26 protein-coding genes and 1 other annotated feature are annotated in these 25,037 nt (G+C 27.8%); of the genes, 24 read left to right on the forward strand and 2 right to left on the reverse strand.

All coding sequences use genetic code 11. The features are described 5' to 3' along the window. The first annotated feature begins 46 nt into the window (after positions 1-46). The 6 genes from E0D94_RS01385 (at position 47) to rsmI (ending at position 4,215) form a co-directional block, all read left to right on the forward strand. The gene (locus E0D94_RS01385) at positions 47-376 is read left to right on the forward strand and encodes a cyclic-di-AMP receptor (RefSeq protein ID WP_130805521.1); all 330 of its coding nucleotides are present in this window, start codon (positions 47-49) and stop codon (positions 374-376) included. A 92-nt stretch (positions 377-468) separates the two neighbouring features. Next, positions 469-1,446 carry a DNA polymerase III subunit delta' gene (gene holB / locus E0D94_RS01390; protein ID WP_130805522.1) on the forward strand — a complete coding sequence of 326 codons (978 nt, stop codon included), beginning with the start codon at positions 469-471 and terminating at the stop codon, positions 1,444-1,446. Between the two features lie 5 nt (positions 1,447-1,451). After that, positions 1,452-2,261 (forward strand): PSP1 domain-containing protein, encoded by an 810-nt coding sequence (locus E0D94_RS01395; protein WP_130805523.1) that lies wholly within the window; start codon positions 1,452-1,454, stop codon positions 2,259-2,261. 85 nt (positions 2,262-2,346) lie between these two features. Further along, the gene (locus E0D94_RS01400) at positions 2,347-2,517 is read left to right on the forward strand and encodes a DUF362 domain-containing protein (RefSeq protein WP_130805524.1); all 171 of its coding nucleotides are present in this window, start codon (positions 2,347-2,349) and stop codon (positions 2,515-2,517) included. Between the two features lie 103 nt (positions 2,518-2,620). After that, the gene (locus E0D94_RS01405) at positions 2,621-3,355 is read left to right on the forward strand and encodes a tRNA1(Val) (adenine(37)-N6)-methyltransferase (RefSeq protein WP_130805525.1); all 735 of its coding nucleotides are present in this window, start codon (positions 2,621-2,623) and stop codon (positions 3,353-3,355) included. 11 nt (positions 3,356-3,366) lie between these two features. Continuing rightward, entirely contained in the window at positions 3,367-4,215 is an 849-nt protein-coding gene (gene rsmI, locus E0D94_RS01410) for a 16S rRNA (cytidine(1402)-2'-O)-methyltransferase (protein WP_130805526.1), read from the forward strand. A 73-nt stretch (positions 4,216-4,288) separates the two neighbouring features. Here rsmI and E0D94_RS01415 read toward each other — a convergent pair whose 3' ends face one another. Further along, positions 4,289-4,525, reverse strand: a complete 237-nt coding sequence (locus E0D94_RS01415) for an AbrB/MazE/SpoVT family DNA-binding domain-containing protein (RefSeq protein ID WP_130805527.1) — start codon at positions 4,523-4,525, stop codon at positions 4,289-4,291. A gap of 139 nt (positions 4,526-4,664) precedes the next feature. Here E0D94_RS01415 and E0D94_RS01420 point away from each other — a divergent pair, with 139 nt between their 5' ends. The 6 genes from E0D94_RS01420 (at position 4,665) to E0D94_RS01445 (ending at position 12,052) form a co-directional block, all read left to right on the forward strand. Further along, positions 4,665-5,681, forward strand: coding sequence for a DNA double-strand break repair nuclease NurA (locus E0D94_RS01420; RefSeq protein WP_130805528.1), 1,017 nt, complete (start codon positions 4,665-4,667; stop codon positions 5,679-5,681). 12 nt (positions 5,682-5,693) lie between these two features. After that, positions 5,694-7,547 carry an ATP-binding protein gene (locus E0D94_RS01425; RefSeq protein WP_130805529.1) on the forward strand — a complete coding sequence of 618 codons (1,854 nt, stop codon included), beginning with the start codon at positions 5,694-5,696 and terminating at the stop codon, positions 7,545-7,547. Further along, positions 7,495-9,015: an HD domain-containing protein gene (locus tag E0D94_RS01430; RefSeq protein WP_242620457.1), complete on the forward strand. Its 1,521-nt coding sequence runs from the start codon at positions 7,495-7,497 to the stop codon at positions 9,013-9,015. Before E0D94_RS01425 ends, E0D94_RS01430 begins: the two co-directional genes overlap by 53 nt. A 47-nt stretch (positions 9,016-9,062) precedes the next feature. Continuing rightward, positions 9,063-9,590, forward strand: coding sequence for a GNAT family N-acetyltransferase (locus E0D94_RS01435; RefSeq protein WP_130805530.1), 528 nt, complete (start codon positions 9,063-9,065; stop codon positions 9,588-9,590). A gap of 207 nt (positions 9,591-9,797) precedes the next feature. Then, positions 9,798-11,438: a diguanylate cyclase gene (locus tag E0D94_RS01440; protein ID WP_130805531.1), complete on the forward strand. Its 1,641-nt coding sequence runs from the start codon at positions 9,798-9,800 to the stop codon at positions 11,436-11,438. Next, positions 11,435-12,052, forward strand: coding sequence for a ribonuclease H1 domain-containing protein (locus E0D94_RS01445; protein ID WP_130805532.1), 618 nt, complete (start codon positions 11,435-11,437; stop codon positions 12,050-12,052). The genes E0D94_RS01440 and E0D94_RS01445 overlap by 4 nt, the downstream gene beginning before the upstream one ends. Positions 12,053-12,086: 34 nt before the next feature. Here the strand turns inward: E0D94_RS01445 and E0D94_RS01450 are convergent, their stop codons facing one another. Beyond that, a complete protein-coding gene (locus E0D94_RS01450; protein ID WP_130805533.1) occupies positions 12,087-12,833 on the reverse strand; it encodes a DUF6612 family protein in 747 nt (248 codons plus the stop codon). 161 nt (positions 12,834-12,994) lie between these two features. Here E0D94_RS01450 and E0D94_RS01455 point away from each other — a divergent pair, with 161 nt between their 5' ends. The 12 genes from E0D94_RS01455 to E0D94_RS01510 all read left to right on the forward strand — a co-directional run. After that, positions 12,995-13,258 carry a hypothetical protein gene (locus E0D94_RS01455; protein ID WP_130805534.1) on the forward strand — a complete coding sequence of 88 codons (264 nt, stop codon included), beginning with the start codon at positions 12,995-12,997 and terminating at the stop codon, positions 13,256-13,258. A 135-nt stretch (positions 13,259-13,393) separates the two neighbouring features. Beyond that, positions 13,394-14,482 (forward strand): dipeptide epimerase, encoded by a 1,089-nt coding sequence (locus E0D94_RS01460; protein ID WP_130805535.1) that lies wholly within the window; start codon positions 13,394-13,396, stop codon positions 14,480-14,482. Positions 14,483-14,855: 373 nt separating this feature from the next. Next, a complete protein-coding gene (locus E0D94_RS01465) occupies positions 14,856-17,228 on the forward strand; it encodes an immune inhibitor A domain-containing protein (protein ID WP_130805536.1) in 2,373 nt (790 codons plus the stop codon). Between the two features lie 116 nt (positions 17,229-17,344). Further along, positions 17,345-17,574: a binding site (T-box leader), on the forward strand. A 60-nt stretch (positions 17,575-17,634) separates the two neighbouring features. Next, complete coding sequence (gene metG, locus E0D94_RS01470) at positions 17,635-19,590, forward strand: methionine--tRNA ligase (protein ID WP_130805537.1); 1,956 nt, start codon at positions 17,635-17,637, stop codon at positions 19,588-19,590. A gap of 90 nt (positions 19,591-19,680) precedes the next feature. Further along, entirely contained in the window at positions 19,681-20,187 is a 507-nt protein-coding gene (locus tag E0D94_RS01475) for a DUF5673 domain-containing protein (protein WP_130805538.1), read from the forward strand. 11 nt (positions 20,188-20,198) lie between these two features. After that, complete coding sequence (locus E0D94_RS01480; protein ID WP_130805539.1) at positions 20,199-20,384, forward strand: cysteine-rich CWC family protein; 186 nt, start codon at positions 20,199-20,201, stop codon at positions 20,382-20,384. Positions 20,385-20,419: 35 nt separating this feature from the next. Then, positions 20,420-21,187, forward strand: a complete 768-nt coding sequence (locus E0D94_RS01485) for a TatD family hydrolase (protein WP_130805540.1) — start codon at positions 20,420-20,422, stop codon at positions 21,185-21,187. 66 nt (positions 21,188-21,253) lie between these two features. After that, a complete protein-coding gene (locus tag E0D94_RS01490; RefSeq protein WP_130805541.1) occupies positions 21,254-21,646 on the forward strand; it encodes a hypothetical protein in 393 nt (130 codons plus the stop codon). A gap of 272 nt (positions 21,647-21,918) precedes the next feature. Further along, positions 21,919-22,980 carry a 3D domain-containing protein gene (locus E0D94_RS01495; RefSeq protein ID WP_130805542.1) on the forward strand — a complete coding sequence of 354 codons (1,062 nt, stop codon included), beginning with the start codon at positions 21,919-21,921 and terminating at the stop codon, positions 22,978-22,980. Between the two features lie 88 nt (positions 22,981-23,068). Next, on the forward strand, positions 23,069-23,617 hold the full coding sequence (rnmV, locus tag E0D94_RS01500) for a ribonuclease M5 (RefSeq protein ID WP_130805543.1): 549 nt from the start codon (positions 23,069-23,071) through the stop codon (positions 23,615-23,617). After that, positions 23,607-24,476: a 16S rRNA (adenine(1518)-N(6)/adenine(1519)-N(6))-dimethyltransferase RsmA gene (gene rsmA / locus E0D94_RS01505; RefSeq protein WP_130805544.1), complete on the forward strand. Its 870-nt coding sequence runs from the start codon at positions 23,607-23,609 to the stop codon at positions 24,474-24,476. Before rnmV ends, rsmA begins: the two co-directional genes overlap by 11 nt. 82 nt (positions 24,477-24,558) lie before the next feature. Beyond that, positions 24,559-25,037: hypothetical protein (locus E0D94_RS01510; RefSeq protein ID WP_165442828.1), on the forward strand; the 479-nt coding region annotated here is incomplete at its 3' end.

Raw genomic sequence — 25,037 nt, forward strand, 5'->3', positions numbered from 1 at the left:
AAAGTGGTATATATATAATATAAATAACAATAAAGGGGGCATACCTATGAAACTTGTAATTTCAATAGTACAAGATGAAGATGCACACAAATTAATGGATAAGCTAATGAAAAATAAATTTGGAGTAACAAAACTTGCATCTACTGGAGGATTTTTAAGATCAGGAAATACAACATTAATAATAGGTGTAGAAAATGAACGTGTAGATGAAGTTATAGAGCTTATAGATAGTATAGCGAAGACTAGAACTCAAATAGCAACAACTCCACCTTTAACAACTTGGTCACAAGGAGTATATATGCCATATCCAGTAGAAGTGGAGGTAGGGGGAGCTACTATATTTGTAGTAGACGTAGAAAAGTTTGAAAAGGTATAATCAATATAAATTTTATGATATAATAAATTAGAGGATGATGTGTCATCCTCTAATTTATTGTTTAGTGAGTTTTACTTTGTTTGGAGGATATTATGAATTTTAATGATATTATAGGTCAAAACATTATAAAAAATAGGCTTCAACATGCTATAAAAAATAAACATATAGCACATGCATACATATTTCAAGGTGAAGCTGGAATTGGTAAAACAATGATGGCAAAAGTATTTTCAAAAGCTCTTCTGTGTAAAGAAAATGGTATAAATTCATGTGATAAATGTAGTTCTTGTATTAAATTTGATTCCTTAAATCATCCAGATTTTCATATAGAAGAAAAGGAAGGTAAATCATTTAAAAAAGAACAAGTGGAAGAAATGATGAAAAAAATTAGGACATTACCTTATGAAGAAGGTAAAAAAGTATTTTTAATAAAAAGTGCTGATAAAATGACAGTGGAAGCACAAAATGCATTTTTGAAGACATTAGAAGAACCGCCAGAAGATACTATAATAATATTAATAGTAGAAAATACTAAAGGATTACTTCCTACTATAATATCTAGAAGTCAGATATTAAAATTTTCCCCTTTAAAAAATCAAGAAATTGAAACCTATATAGAAAATAAATATAATATCCAAAATGAAAAAGCACATTTTATAGCTAGTTTTTCTAAAGGTAATATGGGGAAAGCTATAGATTTAGCTGATTCTGATGAATTTAATGCCTTAAGGGAAGAACTGATAAATATAATTAGTAGTAGTATAGATAAAGAAAGTTTTAGAGTGTTTAGTCAAAGTGATTTTTTTGAAGAAAATAGTGAAAATATAGAATTAATATTTAATATGATGTTAACTTGGTTTAGAGACTTATTAATTTATAAAAATACAGATAGAAATGAACTTATAATAAATAATGATAAAAAAAATGTGCTTAGAGAACAAGCATTTAAGCTTTCTAATAGGAAAATTCATGATATAATAGATAATATATTAGAAACAGAAGATAATATAAAGAGTAATGTCAATATTAAAATTAGTATAGAATTACTTCTCTTAAATATAGGGGGTTAATATAAATGGTTAAAGTAGTTGGAGTTAGGTTCAAAAAAGCAGGTAAAATATATTATTTTGATCCTGATGAGACTGGAATACAAAAAGATAATTATGCAATAGTAGAAACAGCTAGAGGTGTAGAATTTGGCCAAGTAGTAGTAGGTCCAAAACAAGTAACAGATAAAGAAATAGAAGACATACTACCTCTTAAGCCTGTCATAAGAATTGCTACAAAAGAAGATATAGAAAATAACAAAGAAAATAAATTAAAAGAAGAACATGCATTTACTGTATGTACAGAAAAAATAGATGAACATAATCTTGAAATGAAGTTAGTAGATGTAGAATATACTTTTGATAATAACAAAGTTATCTTTTATTTTACAGCAGATGGTAGAGTAGATTTTAGAGATCTAGTTAAAGATTTAGCTTCAATATTTAGAACTAGAATAGAACTTAGACAAATTGGTGTAAGAGATGAAGCTAAAATGATAGGTGGAATAGGACCTTGTGGAATATCTCTTTGTTGTAATACCTTTTTAGGTGAATTTGATCCTGTAAGTATAAAAATGGCAAAAGAGCAAAACTTATCTCTAAATCCTACAAAGATATCAGGATTATGTGGTAGACTTATGTGTTGTCTTAGATATGAACATAAAACATATGAAGAATCAATAGCAAAATTACCAGATATTGGCAAGAAAGTAAAAACTCCTAGGGGAAGTGGAATAGTTGTAGACACTAATCCACTTCTTGAAATGGTAAAAGTTAAAATTAAGACAGAAGAGGATTTAGAAGAAATAATTCCATTTGTATTAGATGAAATAAAATAAATTAAATTAATTAAATATGATAAAAAAAAGCTTTTAATATTGTGAAAGAAATGTTAAAATGAATATGGATAAGGGGGTGAAACTGATGGCTTATTTTATAAATGATGATTGCATTAGCTGTGGAGCTTGCGAGCCTGAGTGCCCAGTAAGTGTTATTAGTGCAGGTGATGATAAATACGTTATAGATCAAGATGGATGCATTGATTGTGGAGCTTGCGCAAATGTTTGTCCAGTAGATGCTCCTCAACCAGAGTAATATTAAATATCCAAAGGCCCTATTAAATTGAAGGGTCTTTTTTATTGTCTAAAAATCCGTAGAAATGATATAATAATAATATACTTAGTTAAAAGGTGATAATATGCTTAAAGAAAATGAAAGAATTGATGATATTGAGCTTAAGGGGCTCAAAATAATTCAAAATAAAGATGGTTTTTGTTTTGGAATAGATGCTGTTTTAATTGCAAATTTTTGTGAAATAAAAAAGAATGCAACTGTAGTAGATCTAGGCACAGGTACTGGAATAATACCCCTTATATTATGGGGGAAAAATAATATAAGAAAAATATATGGGATAGAAGTGCAAAAAGAAGTTGCAGAAATGGCACAAAGAAGCATGAAGTTAAATAATTTAGAAGAACAAATTGAAATATTAAATATAGATCTAAAAGATACAGATAAATATATAAAAAGAGATTTAGTAGATGTAGTAGTATCTAATCCACCATATATGAGTAGTGGAGATGGTATTGTAAATCCAAGTGATAAAAAAGCTATATCTAGACATGAAATATTATGTAATTTAGAAGATGTAATAGTAAGTGCAAAAAAGGTTCTGAAAGATAATGGTAAGTTTTTTATGATACATAGACCACACAGACTTGCAGATATAGTAGAACTCTTAAGAAAACATAGACTGGAACCAAAAACAATGAGATTTGTATATCCAAAAATGGGTAAATCACCAAATATGGTACTTATTAAAGCATCAAAATATGGAAATCCAGAGCTTAAAATTAAACCTCCATTATATGTGTATGACCAAAATGGAAATTATACAAAGGAAATAAATGAGATATATGGCAGATTAGATTAGGAGTGAACAATATGAGTACAGTAGGAAAATTATTTATATGTCCTACACCTATAGGAAACTTGGAAGATATAACAATAAGAACATTAAATACACTTAAAAGTGTAGATTTAATAGCAGCAGAAGATACTAGACATACTTTAAAATTATTAAATCATTTCGATATTAAAAAGCCTCTTATTTCTTATCATGAACATAATAAAAAAGAAAAATCTGAAGTTTTGATAGAAAAACTATATGATGGTGATAATATTGCACTTGTAAGTGATGCAGGTATGCCTGGTATATCTGATCCTGGTAGTGATATGGTAAAAAAATCAATAGATAATGGAATAGAAGTAGATGTATTACCTGGTGCTACAGCTAGTATACTTGGATTAATATTATCTGGACTTTCTACAGAGAAATTTGTATTTGAAGGATTTCTTTCTTCTAAACAAAAAGAAAGAATAGAGAGATTAACAGAACTAAAATTAGAATATAGAACAATAATTTTTTATGAGTCTCCTCATAGGCTAAAAGATATGTTAGAAGACTTATTAGAAATTTTAGGAAATCGAAACATATCAGTAGCACGAGAACTGACTAAGAAATATCAAGAGGTTATTAGAAGTGACATAAGAGAGGCACTAGATAGATTTAAAAAACAATCACCAAAAGGTGAATTTGTAATTGTAGTTGAAGGTGTAGATAAAGAAGATATAAAAGATATAGAGGATGATTTATGGGCTAGCTTAACTATAAAAGAACATATATTAGAATATATGAAAAAAGGATATAGCAAAAAAGAGTCTGTAAAAAAGGTATCTAAGGAAAGAAATATTCCAAAAAGAGAAGTATATAAAGAGAGTATTGATTTATAGAAAAAAATAATTTCTAAGCTAAATAGGAGAAGCTTAGAAATTATAAAAAAATTTGATTGAATCTGACTGAGTATTATTTAATTTCAGATTTACAATCTTCACAAATATTTTTTCCTTTAAATTGACTTACTCCTTCTGCTTCTCCACAGAATATACATGCTGGAGCATATTTTTTAAGTATAATTTTTTCTCCGTCTACAAATATTTCTAGAGCATCTCTTTCAGCTATGTCTAATGTTCTTCTTAGTTCGATTGGTAGAACAACTCTTCCAAGCTCGTCCACTTTTCTTACAATACCAGTTGATTTCATACGATATCCTCCTAATTTAAAATTATAATTCGACAAATTTCTTACACTTTAAATAGTAGCAGAGTTTACAAATAAAGTCAACATAAAAATAAATATAGTTAAGATTTACCAATGGTAAAATATAAAAGGGGATGAAAAAGTGCTAGAAATAGATGAAAAGCTCAAGAATGTAGTTTTTGAATTAAATGATATTTTAAGAGAAAAATACCAAAATATATCTAATATAGATATAAAAGATATTAAAAATATTATAACTGAAAACGTAGGAAATATAAGAAAAAGTCGAATTTTGTCGAAAAATGAATTAAAAGAGTATGCTGAAAATGGTGGAATAGTTGCTGTAGATGGTTCAAATAATAAATTTGGTGGAGCTTATCCTCATTTTATAGAATTATATCAAGGTCTTGCTAAAAATTCACTTAAAAATGATGCGCCTATAATTGAAGTTGACTTTTATACTCCACTGTATATGGAAAGAGAAAGTGAAATAATTGATAAATTAGCGAAGGACAACCCTACTAAAGTAGAGATAGATTCTTTTATTAAAAATTATAAATTATCTTGTATAGAATTAAAAGCTGCAATAGGTGCAGCAGAAAAGTTAAATCCAAAGGTAATAATGATGGATGGTTCTCTTATAAGGTATAAGATAGAATGTGCTGATAAGTGGAAGGAATTAAAAGAAATATGTAATGAAAAGGATATAATATTAATAGGAGTAGTAAAGGATATAAAGACTAATATAATAGGTACAATACTTTCTGAAAAAGAATATTTGAATCCACCTATGAGTTTTTTATATGATAGAGAACTTTTATATGGTGTATTAGATATAGGAGAACTTTTAATTCCAGAGAAAAAAAACACACCAAAATATGAAGAAGGCCTTAGTTCACTTTTTATTCGTTCATCTAAATCCCCTATGATTACAGGAGTAGATATATTATCTTCTCAGGAAAGCTATTTGAAGGAGATGGCAAACTTAGTATATACATTAACTCCAGAAAATAGTAGAGGTATACCGCTTTGGATTGATATAATAGATAAAGAAGTAAGAATATCAGATAAATTAATGCTAGGACTTTTAGATAAATATTTAGATAGAAATATACTTGAAAAATTATTTGTATCAGAACGAAGTAAAAGGACACTTTAAGGAGGAGTTTTGATGAAAGTAGTAGGACTTACTACACAACAAGAGGTATTTATAGGTTCAAAAGAGAAACCATTTAGGATAAATGAATTTTTAATTATAGAGGATAAATCTCAAGGCGAATTAATGGGTGAAATAGTAGAAACAAGTTCATACAATAGATATATTCCACTTAATATAAATGATGGAATGGTAGATTCTTCTGTGCTAGAATCCTTAAATGCTATAGGTTACAATATAGATGATGAAACTATACATATAGGAAAATTAAGATTATTAAATGAAGCTCAGTACCCTGTAGAAACAGCATCTGATGTGAGAAGCCCTAAATTTTATGAAGTAAAAGATATAATGGTAAAACAGAGGCCAGATGAAGGGCTTGTTATGGGAATTATAAAAAGCACAGATGAAATGATAAAAGATATGGATAATGAATTAAGAGATATTTCTCCTATATTTAGTGATGGAACATTAATTGCTCAAAAAGAAATACCATTTATATTTGATATAAAAAGCATGCATCAATATCCTCATATAGGAATATTTGGTGGTTCCGGATCAGGAAAATCTTTTGGTATGAGAGTTTTACTTGAAGAAACTATGAAGCTTGGTATACCTGCTATAGTACTTGATCCTCATTTTGAAATGGATTTTTCAAATTCTGCACCCTATTTAGATAAAAAAGATACAGTAGATTTTAGTGAAAGGTTTCAATGTCTTCAAATAGGACATGATATAGGTGTGAAATTTAAAGACTTAAATACTTCAGATCTAAAAAATTTGCTTGATGCTTCAGGAAAATTATCAGATGCCATGAGTAATGCAATAGATATGCTTCATAAAAGAAAAGATACATTTCAAAGTTTTAATGATAGATTAAAAAATTTATCAAGAGGTCAAGATATAGGTTCAACTCAAAAAATAGATAAACTTATAGCAGCTGAACAAAATTATACAGAAATTGAAAGACTAAAAGATATAAAAGAATTATTTGATAAGTATGACAAAACTTGTCCTGCAAGTTCTGTAAAAGGAATAATATGGAGACTTAATAGACTATATAATGATGGAGTATTCAGTAATGATATAAATGCTATATATGATGGATTAAATACAGGAAAACTTTTAGTAATACAAGGAAATGTTAGATTGCTTCAGGTATTTTCCACATATTTATTAAATAATATTTATCATAAGAGAAGAGATTATAAAGATGCACAATATAAAAATACAGCAGGGGATTATTTTCCCCCATTTATCATAGCAACAGATGAAGCACATAATTTTGCACCAAAAGGATATGATTCTCCTTCAAAATCTATACTAAAAGAAATATCACAAGAAGGAAGAAAGTATGGTGTATTTTTACTTTTAGCAACTCAAAGACCTACACTTTTAGATGAAACAATAACAGCACAGTTAAATACAAAATTAGTATTTAGAACAGTTAGAAGTTCAGACATTCAAACAATAAAAGAAGAGACAGATTTAACAGCAGAAGAAGCAAAAAGACTTCCTTATTTAAGATCAGGTGATTCTTTTATTTCATCTGCTATTATGGGTAGAACTTTTTCAATAAGAATAAGGGCAGCACTTACTACAAGTCCTCATACTATAAACCCATTTGATGAACTTAAAAATATGAAGAATGAAAAAAATGATAAATTGTTAGAATTAATAAAAGATAAGTTACCAATAACTGACTTAAATATGAGTAATGTAATAGCAGAAATTGAAGAAGAAAATAATAATGAAAAGTCATTTACTTCAAAAGATTTACAACAAGCTTTAGAAACCTTAGTAAAAGAAGGATTAATTGAAAAAACTAAAAATGCATTTGCCACAACTTATAAAGAGAAACAAGAATGATTTATCTAGGTATATAAAGATAAAAACTGGGTATAAGAAAGTAAAGGAAGTGATATATATGGATAGTATTTTTTCCCTATTAAAGGATATAAGTGAAAAAGAAGATACAAAAATATATGTTATAGGCGGATATTTGAGAGATTTTCTAATAGGTAGAGTAACCAAAAAAATGAAGCTACTTGTAAAAGGTGATACAGCTACTATTGCAAAGAACTTTGCTGAAAAAGTAGATATTGATATTATACCTGAAGATAATTCTTTTAAAGTGATTGATATAGATAGAGATTTAAAAATAGAGTTTTTACCATTGGAACAAGATATAAATTCATATCTTAGAAACAGAGGAATTACAATACAATCGCTTGCAATAGATGTATCTAAGTTTTCAGGAGATATGAAAGAAAGTATAATAGACCCTACTGGTGGATTTGATGATATAGAAGAAAATAAAATTAGAATATGGGATAGCGAAGTATTAAGAAAAAGACCTATAATGATGATAAAAGCAGTAAGTCTAATGAGTGAACTTGATTTTGGTATGGATGATAATACTATAAAGATTATAAATGAAAATAAGAAGCTAGTATCTCAAATTGATGGAAAGGAACTTGGAGATCAAGTATTTAAGATACTTAGGAATAGAAAATCTTATCATTATTTTGGCTTTATGGATAAAGAATTAAATATATTAGAGGAAATATTCCCTGAAGTATCAGAAATGAAAGATGTAGGGGAATGTAAATATCATGTAGTAGATTCATTTACTCATTCATTATATGTTCTTAAACTTACTGAAAATATCATATATTATGAAGGTTATTTTGAAGATCATATAAGGAAAGCCTATGAAAAGCATGTATGTGAGGAAATAGTAGGTGAGCATACTAGAATGGAACTTATAAAACTAGCAGCATTTTTCCATGATGTAGGTAAACCTTCAGCTAGAAAAGTAGATGATAAAGGAAGAGTAAGATTTAAAGGACATGAGATAACTGGAGCAGAAATAATAAAGAACATATCAGAAAGGTTTAAATTAAGTATAAAAGAAAGAGATATATTATATAGAATAGTAGCAAAGCACATGTATCCACTAGTATCATATAAATCAAATGATGTAAGTTCTAAATTCTTATATAAGATGTTTAAAGAAACTAAAGAAGAGACATTAGATATACTATTAATAGCACTTTCAGATATAGTAGGCACAAGAAAACTATTGCACCCAGATGAGGAAATGGGTAAATTCAAAATACATGTAGAGTTCATGGCAAATAATTATATTACAAGATTTGAAGAATCACAAGATATTTCAGATGTAATTACAGCAGCTGATATATTAGAAGAATTTGAGTTGCCAGAAGAGTTACTTGTATCAAAAATATTAGAAGAAATTAGAAAAGCAATATTTATGGGTAAGATAGGTAGGAATAAGAATTCTATTATGAAGTATTTGAAAAATATATTGTAAAGCATTACTTATATAAATGCTGAGGGAAACTTTTCCTCAGCATTTATATGAATAGAAAAGAAAGGAAAATTTACATGGAAAACTTTAATGAAATATGGGATATATATAATGAATCTTTTCCCAAAGATGAAAAGAGAGATTTAAAATTACAAAAAAAGATATTAAAAAATCCTAGGTATAAAATGAAACCTTTAAAAGATGGTGAAGAAATAGTGGGTTTTATAACAACATGGGATTTAGATGAGTTCTTATTTGTAGAACATTTTGCAATAGATGAAAAACATAGAGGGAAAAGTTATGGAAAGAAATTTTTAGAAAGGCTTATAGACACAACAAATAAAAAGATTGTATTAGAAGTAGAAAAACCAAATACAATTCAAGCAAAAAGAAGAATTAACTTTTATGAAAGGTTAAAATTTAAGTTAAATAAATATCCATATGAGCAACCAGCTTATGATAAAGAAAAAGAATCTATACCATTAATGATTATGACATATCCTAATGCTATAGAAAAAGAAGAATTTAATATAGTTAAAAATAAGTTATATAATGTTGTGTATTCAAATAGAAATTGATGATAAATAAGTTACTAGCTTATCCTTACGATTAAATCTTTTATCTATGAAGTTATTATAAATATAATAGATTCATAGGTTTTTTATTGTTATTTTTATCTGAACATTTAAAGGGTTTTATATTTATTTATAGAATATATTAATTTAAGAAAATAAATGATAAATTTTTATAAATAAAAACAAGTTAATCATATATAAATAAAGGATTTGATTACCATAAAAAATATATCAGAAGAAATATATAATAAAATTAACTATGCAAAAAGTATAGTATCTATATATCCAGATGAGGCTATTAAAATAAGTAAAGATGCCTGTAAGTTAGCTAAATCTAGTAATTTAGTAATAGAGGAAGCTTATGCATTTCTTAGTGTTTCTTTGGGTAGTAGAATAAAGTCAGATATAAGTAATATACTTGACTATTCATATAAAGCTCTTGTGATATTTAGACAAGAAAACCATACTGTAGGACAAGCAAAATCACTAAACCTTATAGGAATTGCATACTTTTATAATGATATGTATGAAGAAGCTATAAAAAATTTTTTAGAGGCAGATAATTTATTAAAATTTAATGAAGATGAATCTTTGGTAAGTAGTGTTTTGAATAATATTGGAGAAGTATATAGAGAATTAGAGGTGTATGATAAGGCTGTTTATTATTATAATAAAGCTATTGATACTATATTTCAGAATAACTATACTTTAAATCATGCAGCTATACTTGGGAATATTGGTGAAGTTTATTTTACTAAAAAAGAGTATGAAAAAGCACTTGAAGTATTTAATAAAGCATATAAATTGCTTGATTGTGATAATGATATGATTAGCATCGGAGAGCTTGAAAATAGAATAGGACAAGTTTACTTTGTTATGAAAAACTTTAAAAAAGCTAAAGAGTATTATTTTAGATCTTTTAAAAGACTTCAAAACATAAATAATAAATATTATGTGATAGATGTATTGATAAATATAGCAGAGCTTTATATTGAGATGTCAACGGGAAGAGCATTAAATTTTTATGAAAAAGCTATGGAATTTGCAGAAACTGTTGGATCTAAAAATAAACTTTGTAATGTATATAGACTTATTTCTGAATATCATGAAAAAGAAGGGGATTATAAGAATTCTTTAGAATATTACAAAAAATATTCTAATATAAATCAAGAAATTATGAGTTCAAAGCTAAAGAGTAAATTAGAAATATTAAATATAGAATTTCAAAATATTGATGAGACAGTAGAAGTTGAAAAGATAAGAATAAGACTTGAAAATGAAATATCTAGACAAAAATATGAGCTTGAAAATATAAAAAATTCAAATAAAATTCTTGAAAAGAAAGTTTATGAAGATGATTTAACAGGAATTAAAAATAGAAGAAGCATAAATTTACATCTTAAAAATATTTTAAATAAAACATCAAAAAGTTTAGTGGCATTATTTATGATAGATATAGATAAGTTTAAAATATATAATGATTATTGGGGACATGTTGAAGGGGATTTATGCATAAAAAAAGTTGTAGATTGTATAAAGAGAATTCAAATAGAAAGAAATGATACTTTTGGAAGATATGGAGGGGAAGAATTCGTATATATTTCTAATTGTATAAATTATGAACAGGCTTTTAATCTAGCTAATATTATTCGAATGGAAGTTGAAAATAGTGGTCTTTATTATATATATAAAGGAGAAAAGAAGTTTGTAACAATAAGTATTGGGGGAGTAATAGGTAATAGTTCGGATTTCAATTCCATACAAGATATTATGGAACTTGCTGATAAAGAGCTTTATAGAGCTAAAAATATGGGAAGAAATAGAGTGTTTTTAAGAAAGGTGATTTCATGACAAAAAAATATTATGCAGTAAGACAAGGTAAAAAAACAGGTATATTTACAAGTTGGGATGATTGTAAGAAAAGTGTTAATGGTTATTCTGGTGCAGAATATAAATCTTTTAAAAGTAAAATTGATGCAGAAAAATATATGAATGATAGAAAAGAATATACAGTACAAAAAGAAAAGAATATAGATACAATTATAGTTAAAGATAAAAATAGAGCTATTGCATATGTAGATGGCAGCTATAAAAAGAAAACAAAAGAATTTTCATATGGAGCAGTGATTTTTTGGAATAATAAAGAATACCATTTTTCTGATAAATTTGATGATGAAGAACTTTCAAAAATGCGAAATGTATCAGGAGAATTAAAAGGAGCAGAGAAAGCTATAGAATTTGCAATAGAAAATAATATTAAAGAAATAGCTATTTATCATGATTATGAGGGAATATCAAAATGGGCTACTGGTGATTGGAAAGCTAATAAAGATGGTACAAAAGCTTATAAAAAATATTGTATGGATGCTAGCAAAAAAATAAAAATTAATTTTGTAAAGGTAAAAGGTCATTCAGGTGATAAATACAATGATTTAGCAGATAAACTTGCTAAAGAGGCTTTATAAATATTAAATAAAACTACTGGAAATTCCAGTAGTTTTATTTAATACTTGCTGAGTTTGTAACTTCTTCTGGTATTTCTATTTCATCTATCTCATTAAAATCATCAAAATCTACATCTACATTAATTTCAATATTATTTTGTTCATCTATTTCGCCAAAGGTTTTAATTTTTATTTCATTTAAAAGCATATTTTCTTTTGAGATACTATATTCTAAATCTAGTTCAATATCCTTATTATCTATACCATTGTACTCGATATTATAAGGAACTCCCATTAATCTGTATATCTTTGCATCTTTTCCTTTATATTTAAAAATATATTTTTCTTCTTTTTCTTCCATATCTAAATCCTCTACTACAGTTAAAAAAGAATCTAATATGGGTTCATAAGTTGTAGAATAGTCTTCTTGACCATTAAATTTTATCCAACCATTACCTTGATTGATATACATATTTTCTGGATTTTTATAGAAATCCATCGTTTGAGTTTGATTATTTGATGTAACTTCTGTTTTTGTATGAATGCTTTCGATATCTTTATTATCATCATAAATCATTTCTACTTCCATTTCTATACTTTGTTTTTGTTGTTGGCCCTCAACTAAACCTGATAATACCATATCTACTTCTTCGTTTAAAGATTTAAGTTCTTTAAAACTTTCTTCTGTTTTTTCTATAACTTGTTCTTTATCTAAATTACTATTAGCATCTTCATTTAAATTACATGCCACTAAAGTTATAGAAATAAATAATATAAATAAAATCAATTTAATTTTTTTCATATATATCATCCTTTCTATATTTATACAATTCATACCCTTTATAATTAAATATATAGCTTATTTATATTTTTAAAATTTAAACTATGTATTAAAAAAATATATGTTGGGAATTATAAGAGCTATACAAACAATTTAAAATTAAAGGAGAGTATGTATAAAAAATGAAAAAGAAAATTTTAATAATCTTATTAACTTTTATGCTTGCTTTAAGTGTAATAGCTTGTGATACGAGTTCAGATCCAGAAGAACCTGATTTAGATGAAGAACCAGCAGAAGACCCAAATGATGAGATGGGTGATGATGAATATGAGCCTGATATTGATGAGGAGCCATCTGAAGAACAAAATGAAGAAGATGGATTAGATATGGACCAAGAAGACGATAATATGAATGAAGACGAAAAGAAAACTGAGGAAGAACAGTAAAAAACTCAATATAAAATCACAAAAAGCTATTGGATATAATATCTAATAGCTTTTATTAGTATTAATTTAATTTTCTTTAAATAATATACTATTAGAAGTAATAAAATAAAATTTTCTAATATAGGGGGACATATTTTGAAAATTACAGATATAAGACTTGGTAAAATATCAGTACCACTTAAAGTTCGATTTAAAACAGCAATTAGAACAGTAGAATCTGTAGAAGATATAATAGCTGAAATTCATACAGATACAGGAAATATTGGTTATGGAGAATCTCCACCAACTGGAGTAATCACAGGTGATACTAATTTATCTATAATAGGGGCTATAAAGGATCATATTGCACCTTCAATTAAAGGATGTGATATAGAAAACTTTGAAGAATCAATGATTAAATTACATTCATCTATTGTAGGAAATACTAGCGCAAAGGCTGCTATAGATATAGCTTTATATGATTTATATGGACAGCTTTATAATGCACCTATATATAAAATATTAGGTGGATATAGAAAAAATATTACTACAGATATAACTATCAGTGTAAATAACCCAGACGAAATGGTTAGAGACAGTATAAATGCTATAAAATTAGGGTATAAAACTCTTAAAGTAAAAGTAGGAAAAGATTCTCAAATGGATATAAAAAGACTTGTCTCTATAAGAAATGCAGTAGGGAATAATATAGATATAAGAATAGATGCAAATCAAGGCTGGAAACCTAAAGAAGCTATAGAAACTCTTAATAAGATGGAATATTTGGGACTTGATTTAGAGTTAGTAGAACAACCAGTTGCAGCATATGATATAGAAGGAATGAAGCTTGTTACAGATAATGTAAATATACCAGTACTTGCAGATGAAAGTGTATTTTCTGAAAGAGATGCTTTAGAAATATTACAGAAAAGAGCTGCAGATCTTATAAATATAAAATTAATGAAAACAGGCGGAATAAATAAGGCGCTTAAAATAATAACTATGGCAGAGATATATGATGTAGAATGTATGATAGGATGTATGTTAGAAGCTAAAGTAAGTGTAAATGCAGCAGCTCATTTGGCAGCATCTAAAAAAATAATTACAAAAATAGATTTAGATGGTCCAGTATTATGTGAAATAGACCCTGTAATAGGTGGATCTATATTTGAAAATGCAAATATAACATTAAATAATGCACCTGGATTTGGTATTGAAAGAATTGAAGGAATAGAATATATATAGGTAAAAATAAGAAGATTAAAAAATCTTCTTATTTTTATGTTTTTTTCAAAAATAGAAGTAAATTTACAAGTCATTTCGATAAATTTTGTAATAAATATTAGTTATAATAAATAAAACAAGTAATATTTTAAAAAGTAAAATAATATATATTAGTTAGGTTGTACAACTTATAGGAAGTTAGAACTATTTATTTGGAAAATATTGCATTAAACTAATGGCTGATGTATTATATTAATAACTAATATTCGCAATATTCAAACTAATAGAGCATAATATCATAATCATAAATAAAAAAGTATAAGGAGGTGTACAAGAGAAGAGGTATATTTATGTAACAGGTTTAAAAGATAAATTTAATCAAGGAGGTTTATTGATGAAAAAGATCTTAAGTTTAGCAGTTGCAAGCAGTATGTTGCTTAGTTCATTTAGTTTTGCAGCAGAAGCACCAGAATCAAAAGTTTTAGATTCAAATTCAGAACATAAAGTACAGGCATATAGGGGAAGTTCCTTTGACCTAGGCATAGCTAATGATGAGAGATTAATAGAAATGTTAAAAGATGAAGGTAAAATATCTAAAAATGCAACTCTTAAAGAAGCAGAAAAGGCATTAAATAAGTATTTAAAATCTAAAGCTGAATCTACTAAGAAAAGAGATAATCAAGTAAAAGGCATAGACAAAGTTATTCCAGGAGCTAAAAATCTTAATAATGGAACTTTTAACGGTAAAGGAGTTAAAAAAGGTCATGTTGAAGATTTAGATTCTCTTGAAAAGGAAGCTTATAATGGCAATGTAAGAAAAGATAAAGTTTTAGTTCTTGCTATTGATTTCCCAGACTATGAAAATGGCTCAATTACTAAAGAAGAAACGGATATGTGGTATGAAGACTATACAAATGAGCATTTTCAAAATATGATATTTGGTAAAGATGGATATAATGGACCAAATGGTGAAACTTTAGTTTCAATGAGACAATATTATGAAGAACAGTCAGGTGGTAGCTATACAGTTGATGGGACAGTAGCAGGCTGGTATACTGCAGATCATCCAGCAGCTTATTATGGAGGAAACTATCCAACACCTGATGGATCAGATCATCGTCCTCGTGAATTAGTATTTGAAGCTCTTACAAAAGCAGGACAAGATCCTAATATTGATTTAAGTGAATATGATGTATGGGACAGAGATGATTATGATGGAGATGGAGTATATGATGAGCCTGATGGAATCATAGATCACTTAATGGTAATTCATGCTGGCGTTGGAGAAGAAGCTGGTGGTGGAAAATTAGGTGGAGATGCTATATGGTCTCATAGATGGAATTTAGGACAATTAGTTGCAGTTCCAGGTGGTACATCAAATAGTGATAGATTTGGTGGATTACTAGGTGCATATGATTATACTATAGAACCAGAAGATGGAGCAGCTGGTGTATTTGCTCATGAATATGGTCATGATTTAGGACTACCTGATGAATATGACACACAATATACAGGTGAAGGAGAACCAGTAGGGTATTGGTCATTAATGAGTAGTGGTAGTTGGGCAGGAGATATTCCTGGAACAGAGCCTACAGGAATGAGTCCATATGCTAAAGAATTTTTACAAGCTGTTCATGGAGGAAATTGGTTAAGTGGAACTACTATAGAGGTTGATGAAATAACTTCTAAAGGGGTTGAAGCTGTATTAGATCAAGCTAGTTCAAAAGGAGTTAACAATGATGTAGTAAGAATTAATCTTCCTGACAAGGAAAGTACAGTTAATACTCCAGCAGGAGGAGAATATGAGTATTTCAGTGGAAGAGGGGACGAAATTGACAATAAAATGGTAACTTCTGTAGATTTAAGTGGAGTTAAAGAAGCTTCTTTAAATTATGATGTTTGGTATAATATTGAATCAAATTGGGACTTTGGTATGGTTCAAATATCTACTGATGATGGAGAGACTTGGACGTCATTAGAAACTCCAAATACAGTATCTGATATTGTTGAAGATGGTTATCCAGAAATAAAAGAGAATATACCAGGATATACTGGCAATAGTAACGGATGGTTAAATGAATCTATTGATTTAAGTGAGTATGCTGGTCAAAAAGTTAAATTACAATTCCGTTATATGACTGATTGGGGAACTAACCTTGATGGATTATATGTAGATAATATAAATGTAACAGCTGATGGAACAGATATCTTTTCTGATGATGCAGAATCAGATACATTATTCACATTGGATGGTTTCTCAAAAGATACAGGTAAATCTTATTCAAAGCATTATTATTTAGTTGAGTGGAGAACTCATACAGGAGTAGATGAAGGATTATCAAATATTAGAAGAGGAGATTCATTAATGAGTTTCGATCCTGGTATGCTTGTTTGGTATGTTGATAATTCTTATGATAACAATTGGACGGGAGCACATCCTGGAGAAGGATTCCTTGGAATAGTAGATGCTGATCAGCGTGGTAATGAATGGAGTGACAAATCTATAGGTTCTACTAGATATCAAATTCATGATGCTGCTTTTAGTACAGAAAAATCTTCTAAGATGTTCTTAGATTATACTGATTTACTAGGTGTAACAATGAAAGATAACTATACTAAAGCCAATGCTTTATTTGATGACAGTAATGATTACAGTAATCCAGATTTAGTTGATGCAGGTCGTAATATCTCTAGTTATGGATTAAAAATAAGAGTTGTTGGCAAAAGTAAAGATAACTCTGTAGGTAAAATATTATTATTTAAATAATAAAACTAAAAAATCAGAGGAGATCAATCTCCTTTGATTTTTTCTATTATCATATAAAAAATCTTGACAAAAATGAATAGTTTGGATATCATTAATCAATAATAGTATATAATAAAATAAAAGCTATGAAGGGAAGAGTAAATTAAGAAGATACCCAAAAGAGAGCTAGGTTAGGTGAAAGCTAGCGGTAGAAAATTAATTGAAGATGGCCCCTGAGCTTCTAGGTTGAATTAAAGTAGGTCTAGACGTATACAAAACGTTAATTTGGAAGGTCTTAGAACCTATTGAGGCTTAAATTGAGAAATTTAAGTAAATTAGAGTGGTAACACGAATCTTCGTCTCTACAAGAGATGGGGATTTTTTTATTGTGAAAATTGGGTAAAAATAAATTTAGAGGAGGAAAAATATGAAAGATAAGAATAGTTTTTATATCACCACTCCCTTATACTATCCTAGTGCAAATCTTACAATAGGTCATACTTATACTACTGTAGCTGTAGATGCATTAGCAAGATATAAGAGGTTGCAAGGATATGATGTGAAGTTCCTTACAGGAACAGATGAACATGGACAAAAAATAGAAAAAGTAGCAAGTGAAAAAGGTGTTAAACCTAAAGAATATGTAGATAAAATAGTAGGTGAAATAAAAGAACTTTGGGAAACTATGGATATATCTTATGATATATTTATTCGTACTACAGATAATTATCATGAAGAAACAGTAAAAAAGATATTTAAAACACTTTATGAGAAAGGTGACATTTATAAAGGCGTATATGAAGGATATTATTGTACACCTTGTGAAGCATTTTTTACTGAGAAACAATTAAATGATGGAAAATGTCCAGATTGTAATAGAGGTGTTGAAAAACAAAAGGAAGAGACATACTTTTTCAAGCTATCTAAATACACGGATAAACTTATTAAATATATAGAAGAAAATCCTGATTTCATACAACCAGAATCTAGAAAAAATGAAATGTTAAATAATTTCTTAAAACCTGGTCTAGATGATTTATCTGTAACACGTTCATCATTTGATTGGGGAATAAAAGTACCTTTTGATGAGGAGCATGTAATATATGTGTGGACAGATGCACTTAGTAACTATATATCTGCTTTAGGATATTTAAGTGATGATGATAGCGATTATAAGAAATATTGGCCAGCAGATATACATTTTGTAGGTAAGGAAATAGTAAGATTCCATACTATTATTTGGCCTGCAATACTGATGGCTTTAGGTGAAGAATTACCTAAGCAAGTATTTGGTCATGGATGGATACTTTTTGATAATGATAGAATGTCAAAGTCTAAAGGAAATGTTGTATATCCTGAGTCTATTATAGATTTATATGGTGTAGATGCGCTTAAGTATTTCTTGCTTCGTGAATTTACATTTGGTCAAGATGGATCATTTACAAAAGAAAAGTTTATGAATAGATTAAACTCTGATCTTGCTAATGATTTGGGGAATTTAGTAAGTAGAACTATAGCAATGATTGACAAATATAATGGCGGAATAATACCAGATGTTAAAGAAGAAGGTGAGTTTGATGATAGCTTAAAAGGACTTGCTATATCAACACCTACTATGGTAGATAGTCATATGAATGAACTTAAATATAGTAATGCATTAGAAGAAATATGGAAACTTATAAGTAGAACAAATAAATATATTGATGAAACTACACCTTGGATTCTAGCTAAAGATGAGGATAAAAAAGATAGGTTAGATACTGTTCTTTATAATTTATCTGAATCTATAAGAATAATATCTGTACTTATAAGACCATTTATGGAAAATACATCAAATGAAATATGGAAGCAATTAGGTGTAGATAAAGGACTAGTAACTACTTGGGAATCCTTATCTGATTGGGGAAGACTTAAGTCAGGATTAAATGTAAGAAAACAAGGCCCAATGTTTCCAAGATTAGAGGTAGAAAAAGAAATAGAAAAATTAGATGAAGCCAATAAAAAGTTAGTAGAACAAAGAACAGGTAAGAAGGATAAGGAGGAAAAGAAAGTGGAAACAAATTATATATCATTAGATGAATTTGATAAAGTTGATTTAAAAATAGCTGAAATAATAAAAGCAGAAAAACATCCAGATGCAGATAAACTTTTAGTATTCAAGCTAAAGGTTGGAGAGGAAGAAAGACAAATAGTTTCAGGAATAGCAGAGGTTTATTCTCCTGAAGAACTTATAGGTAAAAAAGTAGTAATAGTAGCAAACTTAAAACCTATTAAACTAAGAGGAGTAAAATCAGAAGGAATGATTCTTTCAGCAGAAAAAGGAAAAGCAATTTCACTTCTTACAACATTAGATGAAATAGAAAGTGGAGCAAAAGTATTATAATAACAGTCCCCATATAGAAATTTCTATATGGGGATTATTATAATTTAATGATATAATTAAATTATAGTATATATGAATGGAGGAATTGATATGGATAGCACATATTTTGTTCTTACTTTTCTAGTATTAGTTTTTGCTGTAGTGAGTTTATTAAAAGATAGGGCTAATATGAAATTAGTAGGAGAAGTTTTATATGAGGATAAAAAAGAAAATGGCATTATAAATATTATAAAATGGATATTATTTGGAGTAGCTTCAATATATTTAATATATTCAGGATATAATATGATAATAGATAAAAATATAATAAAAAACATTGATATAGGTGTATTCTTTTCAGTATACTATATATTCTTTGCAAATTATTATACAAAACCTTTTGTTATAGGAGAAGAAGGTGTAATAAAATATAATAACTTTATAAGGTTTAAACATATTCAAAATTATGAGTTTAAGGATACAAAAGGAGAAAAATATAAATTGATTATAAAGTATAAAAGAGATACTGAACTAAAAGTAAAAAGACTTATTATAGATATTTATGATAAAGAAGAAATAGAGAATATATTCCGAAAAAAAGTTATAAGAAAAATTTAGAGGTGAATAGATTGAATAGATTAAATGATAAAATATGTCCATTGTGTGGACAACCTAATTATTGTAAGGCTCATGATGGAGATTGCTGGTGTACCAAAGTTAAAGTTCCAAAAGAACTTATAGAAAAAGTGCCAGAAGACAAAAAAGGAAAAGCATGTATTTGTAAAACATGTATAGATAAATATAATAATGGGTAATAGATGTACAAAAGAGTTAAAGGAGAGATTTGATAATGTTAGTAGATAGTCATGCACATTTAGATGACAAAAGATTTAATAAAGATAGAGAAGATATAATTAGAGAATTAGAGGAAAATAATATAGAATTTATAGTAAATCCAGGTGCAGATTTAGATACATCTAAAAGTGCTGTAGAATTAGCAAGAAATAATAAGATGATTTATGCAGCAGTAGGAGTACATCCTCATGATGTAAAGGATATGGATAAAAATACAATAGAAGAATTAAGAAAACTTGCAAAAGAAGAAAAAGTTGTTGCAATAGGTGAGATAGGACTAGATTATTATTATGATAATTCACCTAGGGAATTACAAAAAAAATGGTTCAAAGAGCAGATAAGATTAGCTAAAGAGCTTGATTTACCTATAATTATACATGATAGAGATGCACATGAAGACACATATAATATCTTAAAAGAAGAAAATGATGAAAAGTTACGAGGTATAATGCACTGCTATCAAAGTTCTTTAGAGATGAGTAGTCAGTTTATAGATTTAGGGTTTTATATATCTTTAGCAGGTCCTACTACATTTAAAAATGCAAAAACACCAAAAGAAGTAGCAAAAGGTATAGATTTAGATAGATTATTAATTGAAACGGACTCTCCTTATTTAACACCGCATCCATATAGAGGGAAAAGAAATGAACCTAAATATGTAAAATATGTAGCTCAAACTATAGCAGATTTAAAAAATGTACCATTAGAAGAAATAGAATATAGTACTACAAGAAATGCTAAGAAAATTTTTGGTATAGAGTAACACCCCTAATATATCTCCATATAATGATAGTAGATATAAATACTATTATTAAGGAGAGATTGTTAAATGGAAAAAGATAAAAAATATGATTATCCTAAAATGCCCAAAAAACCATATAAGCCAGATAGATTACCTATAGAAGATAAACCTATGAGGCCATGTCCACCTCCACATATGCCAAATCCAGAGATGAGACCTTGCCCAAGACCAATGCCAAAACCTATGCCAATGCCTAGACCTATGCCAATGCCAAATATGCCTATGAATATGGATCCAATTAAAATGAAATTATGTTATTGCATAATGGAATGTATAGAAGAAGTATTGGGAGATAGAATGAATAATAATTGTGGTCCAATGTATCCAATGTGTCCATATCCAATGATGCCAGATATGGAAGATTGTATGGAAGACTGGGATGATGATGAAGGATATAATGGTATGTATCCAATGTATTAAAAGTATATTACGTATATATTAAGTAAAAACATAAAAAAGAAGAACTTTTTTTAAAAAGTTCTTCTTTTTTATGTTTTTTTTGAATAATATTATCTATACATGTACATATTATTACAGAAATATAACATTTATATTTCAATATGATTAAAGTGGGTTATATACATAAAAGGAGGTTCATTGAAGTATATTTAACAAATAAATATGTCAATAAATTTGACAAATAGAAAAATACTTAATATACTACTTAAGAATCAAGAAATGGAGGTTATAAAATGCAAAATATATTAAAAAGCAAAAGATGGCTTATAGCTATTAGTGTTGTTTTTGTAATTGCATTATTTTCTGTTTTCCTATATCAAGATTCATTTGCAGAAGTAAAATTGACAATAGACGATAAGACTCAGAATATAAAAACATCTAACGAAACAGTTGGAGAAGTAATTGAAGAAAAAGAGATATATATAGGAAAATCAGATTATATTAATTTTGATCTGGAAGATAAAGTAGAAGAAGATATGGAGATAGTGGTAAAGCGTTCCAAACCAGTTACTGTTGAAATTGGAACTAAAACAATCACAAAAAAGACATATAAAGATAATATAAAGGAAATCTTAAAAGACTTTGGCATAAAAGTAGATAAAGATGATAAAGTAAAACCAGGTTTAAATGCAAAACATACAGAAGGAAATATAATTCTTACAAAAGTAGATAAGAAAAAAGTAGTTGAAGAAGAAGAATTAGAATTTAAAACTCTGTATAAAGACAATAAGAGATTAGAACTTGGTAAAACAAATACAGTTAAAAAAGGTGCTAAAGGAATAAAAGAAATAACTAAAGCTCAAATATTTGAAAATGGAAAACTTGTAAAAGAAGATATAATTTCTGAAGAAGTAGTTAAAGAACCTGTAAATCAAATTATAGAAAAAGGTAAAAAACCTTTAACAGTAGCTTCAAGAGGTAGTAGCTCAGATAGAAATAAGGTATCAAAACCATCTTCTAATTCAAGTAGCAGTTCTTCAAGTAGCAGTTCTTCAAGTAACAAGTTTAATGCAAAGAGAACAATAGTAATGAGTTCTACTGCTTATAGTATAAAAGGTATTACTGCTTCTGGTGTTCCATCAGGTCCAGGGAAAGTAGCAGTAGATCCAAATGTGATACCATTAGGAACAAGATTATACATTGAATCATTAGATGGCTGGTCAGATTATGGATATGCAATAGCAGCAGATACTGGTTCAGCAATAAAAGGAAATAAGGTTGATTTATTTTACTCAAATAGAAGTACAGCATTACAATATGGTAGAAGAAAAATAAAAGTTCATATATTAAATTAAGCAAAGGCGGATTTCCGCCTTTGCTTTTTTATATAATTCAAAGTTACTTATGGTATAATATACTATACATTATAAAAGGAGTGTACTGATGATTAAAGAGGTTATAGTAGTTGAAGGTAAAGATGATGTGTCTGCACTTAAAAGAGCAGTAGATTGTGAAGTTATAACTACAGGTGGATTTGGATACCCTGATGATCTTATAGAAAGAGTTAAACTTGCACAAAAAAATAAAGGTGTAATAATTTTTACTGATCCAGATTTTGCAGGTGAAAAAATAAGAAATTTTATATCATCTCGCGTGCAAGGATGTAAGCATGCATTTTTACCACAAGAAAAAGCAACATTAAATGATAATATAGGAATAGAAAATGCTAAACCAAAAGATATAATAGAGGCTTTAAAAGGTGCAAGATATGAAGCAAGTAAAAAGAGAAATGAATTTACTAAAGTAGATTTATTGAAAAATGGATTAAATGGTGGAAATAACGCTTCTTATAGGCGTGCTATACTTGGAAAAATCCTCTCTATAGGATATTGTAATTCAAAACAGTTTTTAAAGCGACTTAATAATTATGGAATATCAAGAAATGAATTTGAAATAGCTTTAGAAAGGATTGAAAATATAGATGGAAAATAAATTATATTCACCAAAGGTAATGAGTGATATTTTAAAAAAGTATAATTTTAGATTTTCAAAAAATCTTGGTCAAAATTTTTTAATAGATGGGAATATATTAGATAAGATATGTGATGGAATAAATCTTGATAAGGATGATGAAGTAATAGAAATAGGTCCAGGAATAGGCACACTTACTAGTGCTCTTGCTGAAAGAGCTAGGAAAGTTATAGCTATAGAATTAGACAAAAGACTTTTACCTATATTGGATGATACTTTAAACAGTTATAAAAATATTGAAGTTATTCATGGAGATGTTTTAAAATTAAATTTAAATAATATAATAGAAGAAAAGTTTGAGAATAAGAAAGTAAAACTTGCTGCAAACTTGCCTTATTATATAACTACTCCTATAATAATGAAATTGTTAGAACAGAAGGTAAATTTAGAAAGCATAATAGTTATGGTTCAAAAAGAAGTAGCAGAAAGAATGAAGGCTTCACCTGGTTCTAAAGCTTATGGTGCATTATCTATTGCAGTTCAATATTATAGTAATCCTGAGATAGTAACTATAGTTCCTAAAAATGTATTTATACCTAAGCCAAATGTAGATTCTGCAGTTATAAAATTAGATGTTTATAGTAAGCCAAGAGTAGATGTTAAAGATGAACAATTATTCTTTAATGTAGTTAAAGGAGCTTTTGCTCTTAGAAGAAAAACCCTTGTGAATTCATTGAGTTCTAGTGATGTAGGTATAAACAAAGAAGAAATAAAAGAAATATTAAGAGATTTAAATATAAAAGAAAATATAAGAGGAGAAAAACTTTCAATAGAACAATTTGCTCTCCTTGCAGATAGTATATATAGCAAAAAAAATTAGAGGATTAATCCTCTAATTTTTTTTGTCAACTATTTGAGTATTTGTACATATAATACTAATAAGGATTAAAGGGGGGTCAATTGTGAGTAATATTAAATATTTAAGAAAATTTATTATGTTAGAAAGTGCGACTTCTAATACCCATATAAAAGGACATTCCAAAATTGAAGTCAGAGATGGAAGAGGGAAATTAGAAGTAAATATCAGTGGAATAGAAGATGTAAATAACGTATATGACATAATTCTTATTGATGACAATGCTTCAAAAGAAGGATTTTTATATTTTGGAACTATGTCTGATGTAGGAGGAGGTAAATCATTCTATAAAAATGATTTTAATCCTAAAAATGTATTACATTCAGATAGAGCAATAGATGACTATAATATTATAGCAATAAAAAGTTCCAATTCAGAAGTCTTATATGGATATATACATAGAAAAGAGAAGGATAAAGATATTCTTTCTATAGTATCTAGAAAGGACACAAAACAAGAGGAAGCAGAAGAAGAACAAAAAGAAGTAGTAGAGGTTGAGGAAGTAGAGGAAAAGCAAGAAGAAGG

The organism is Senegalia massiliensis (genome assembly GCF_900626135.1).
Lineage (GTDB): Bacteria > Bacillota > Clostridia > Tissierellales > SIT17 > Anaeromonas > Anaeromonas massiliensis.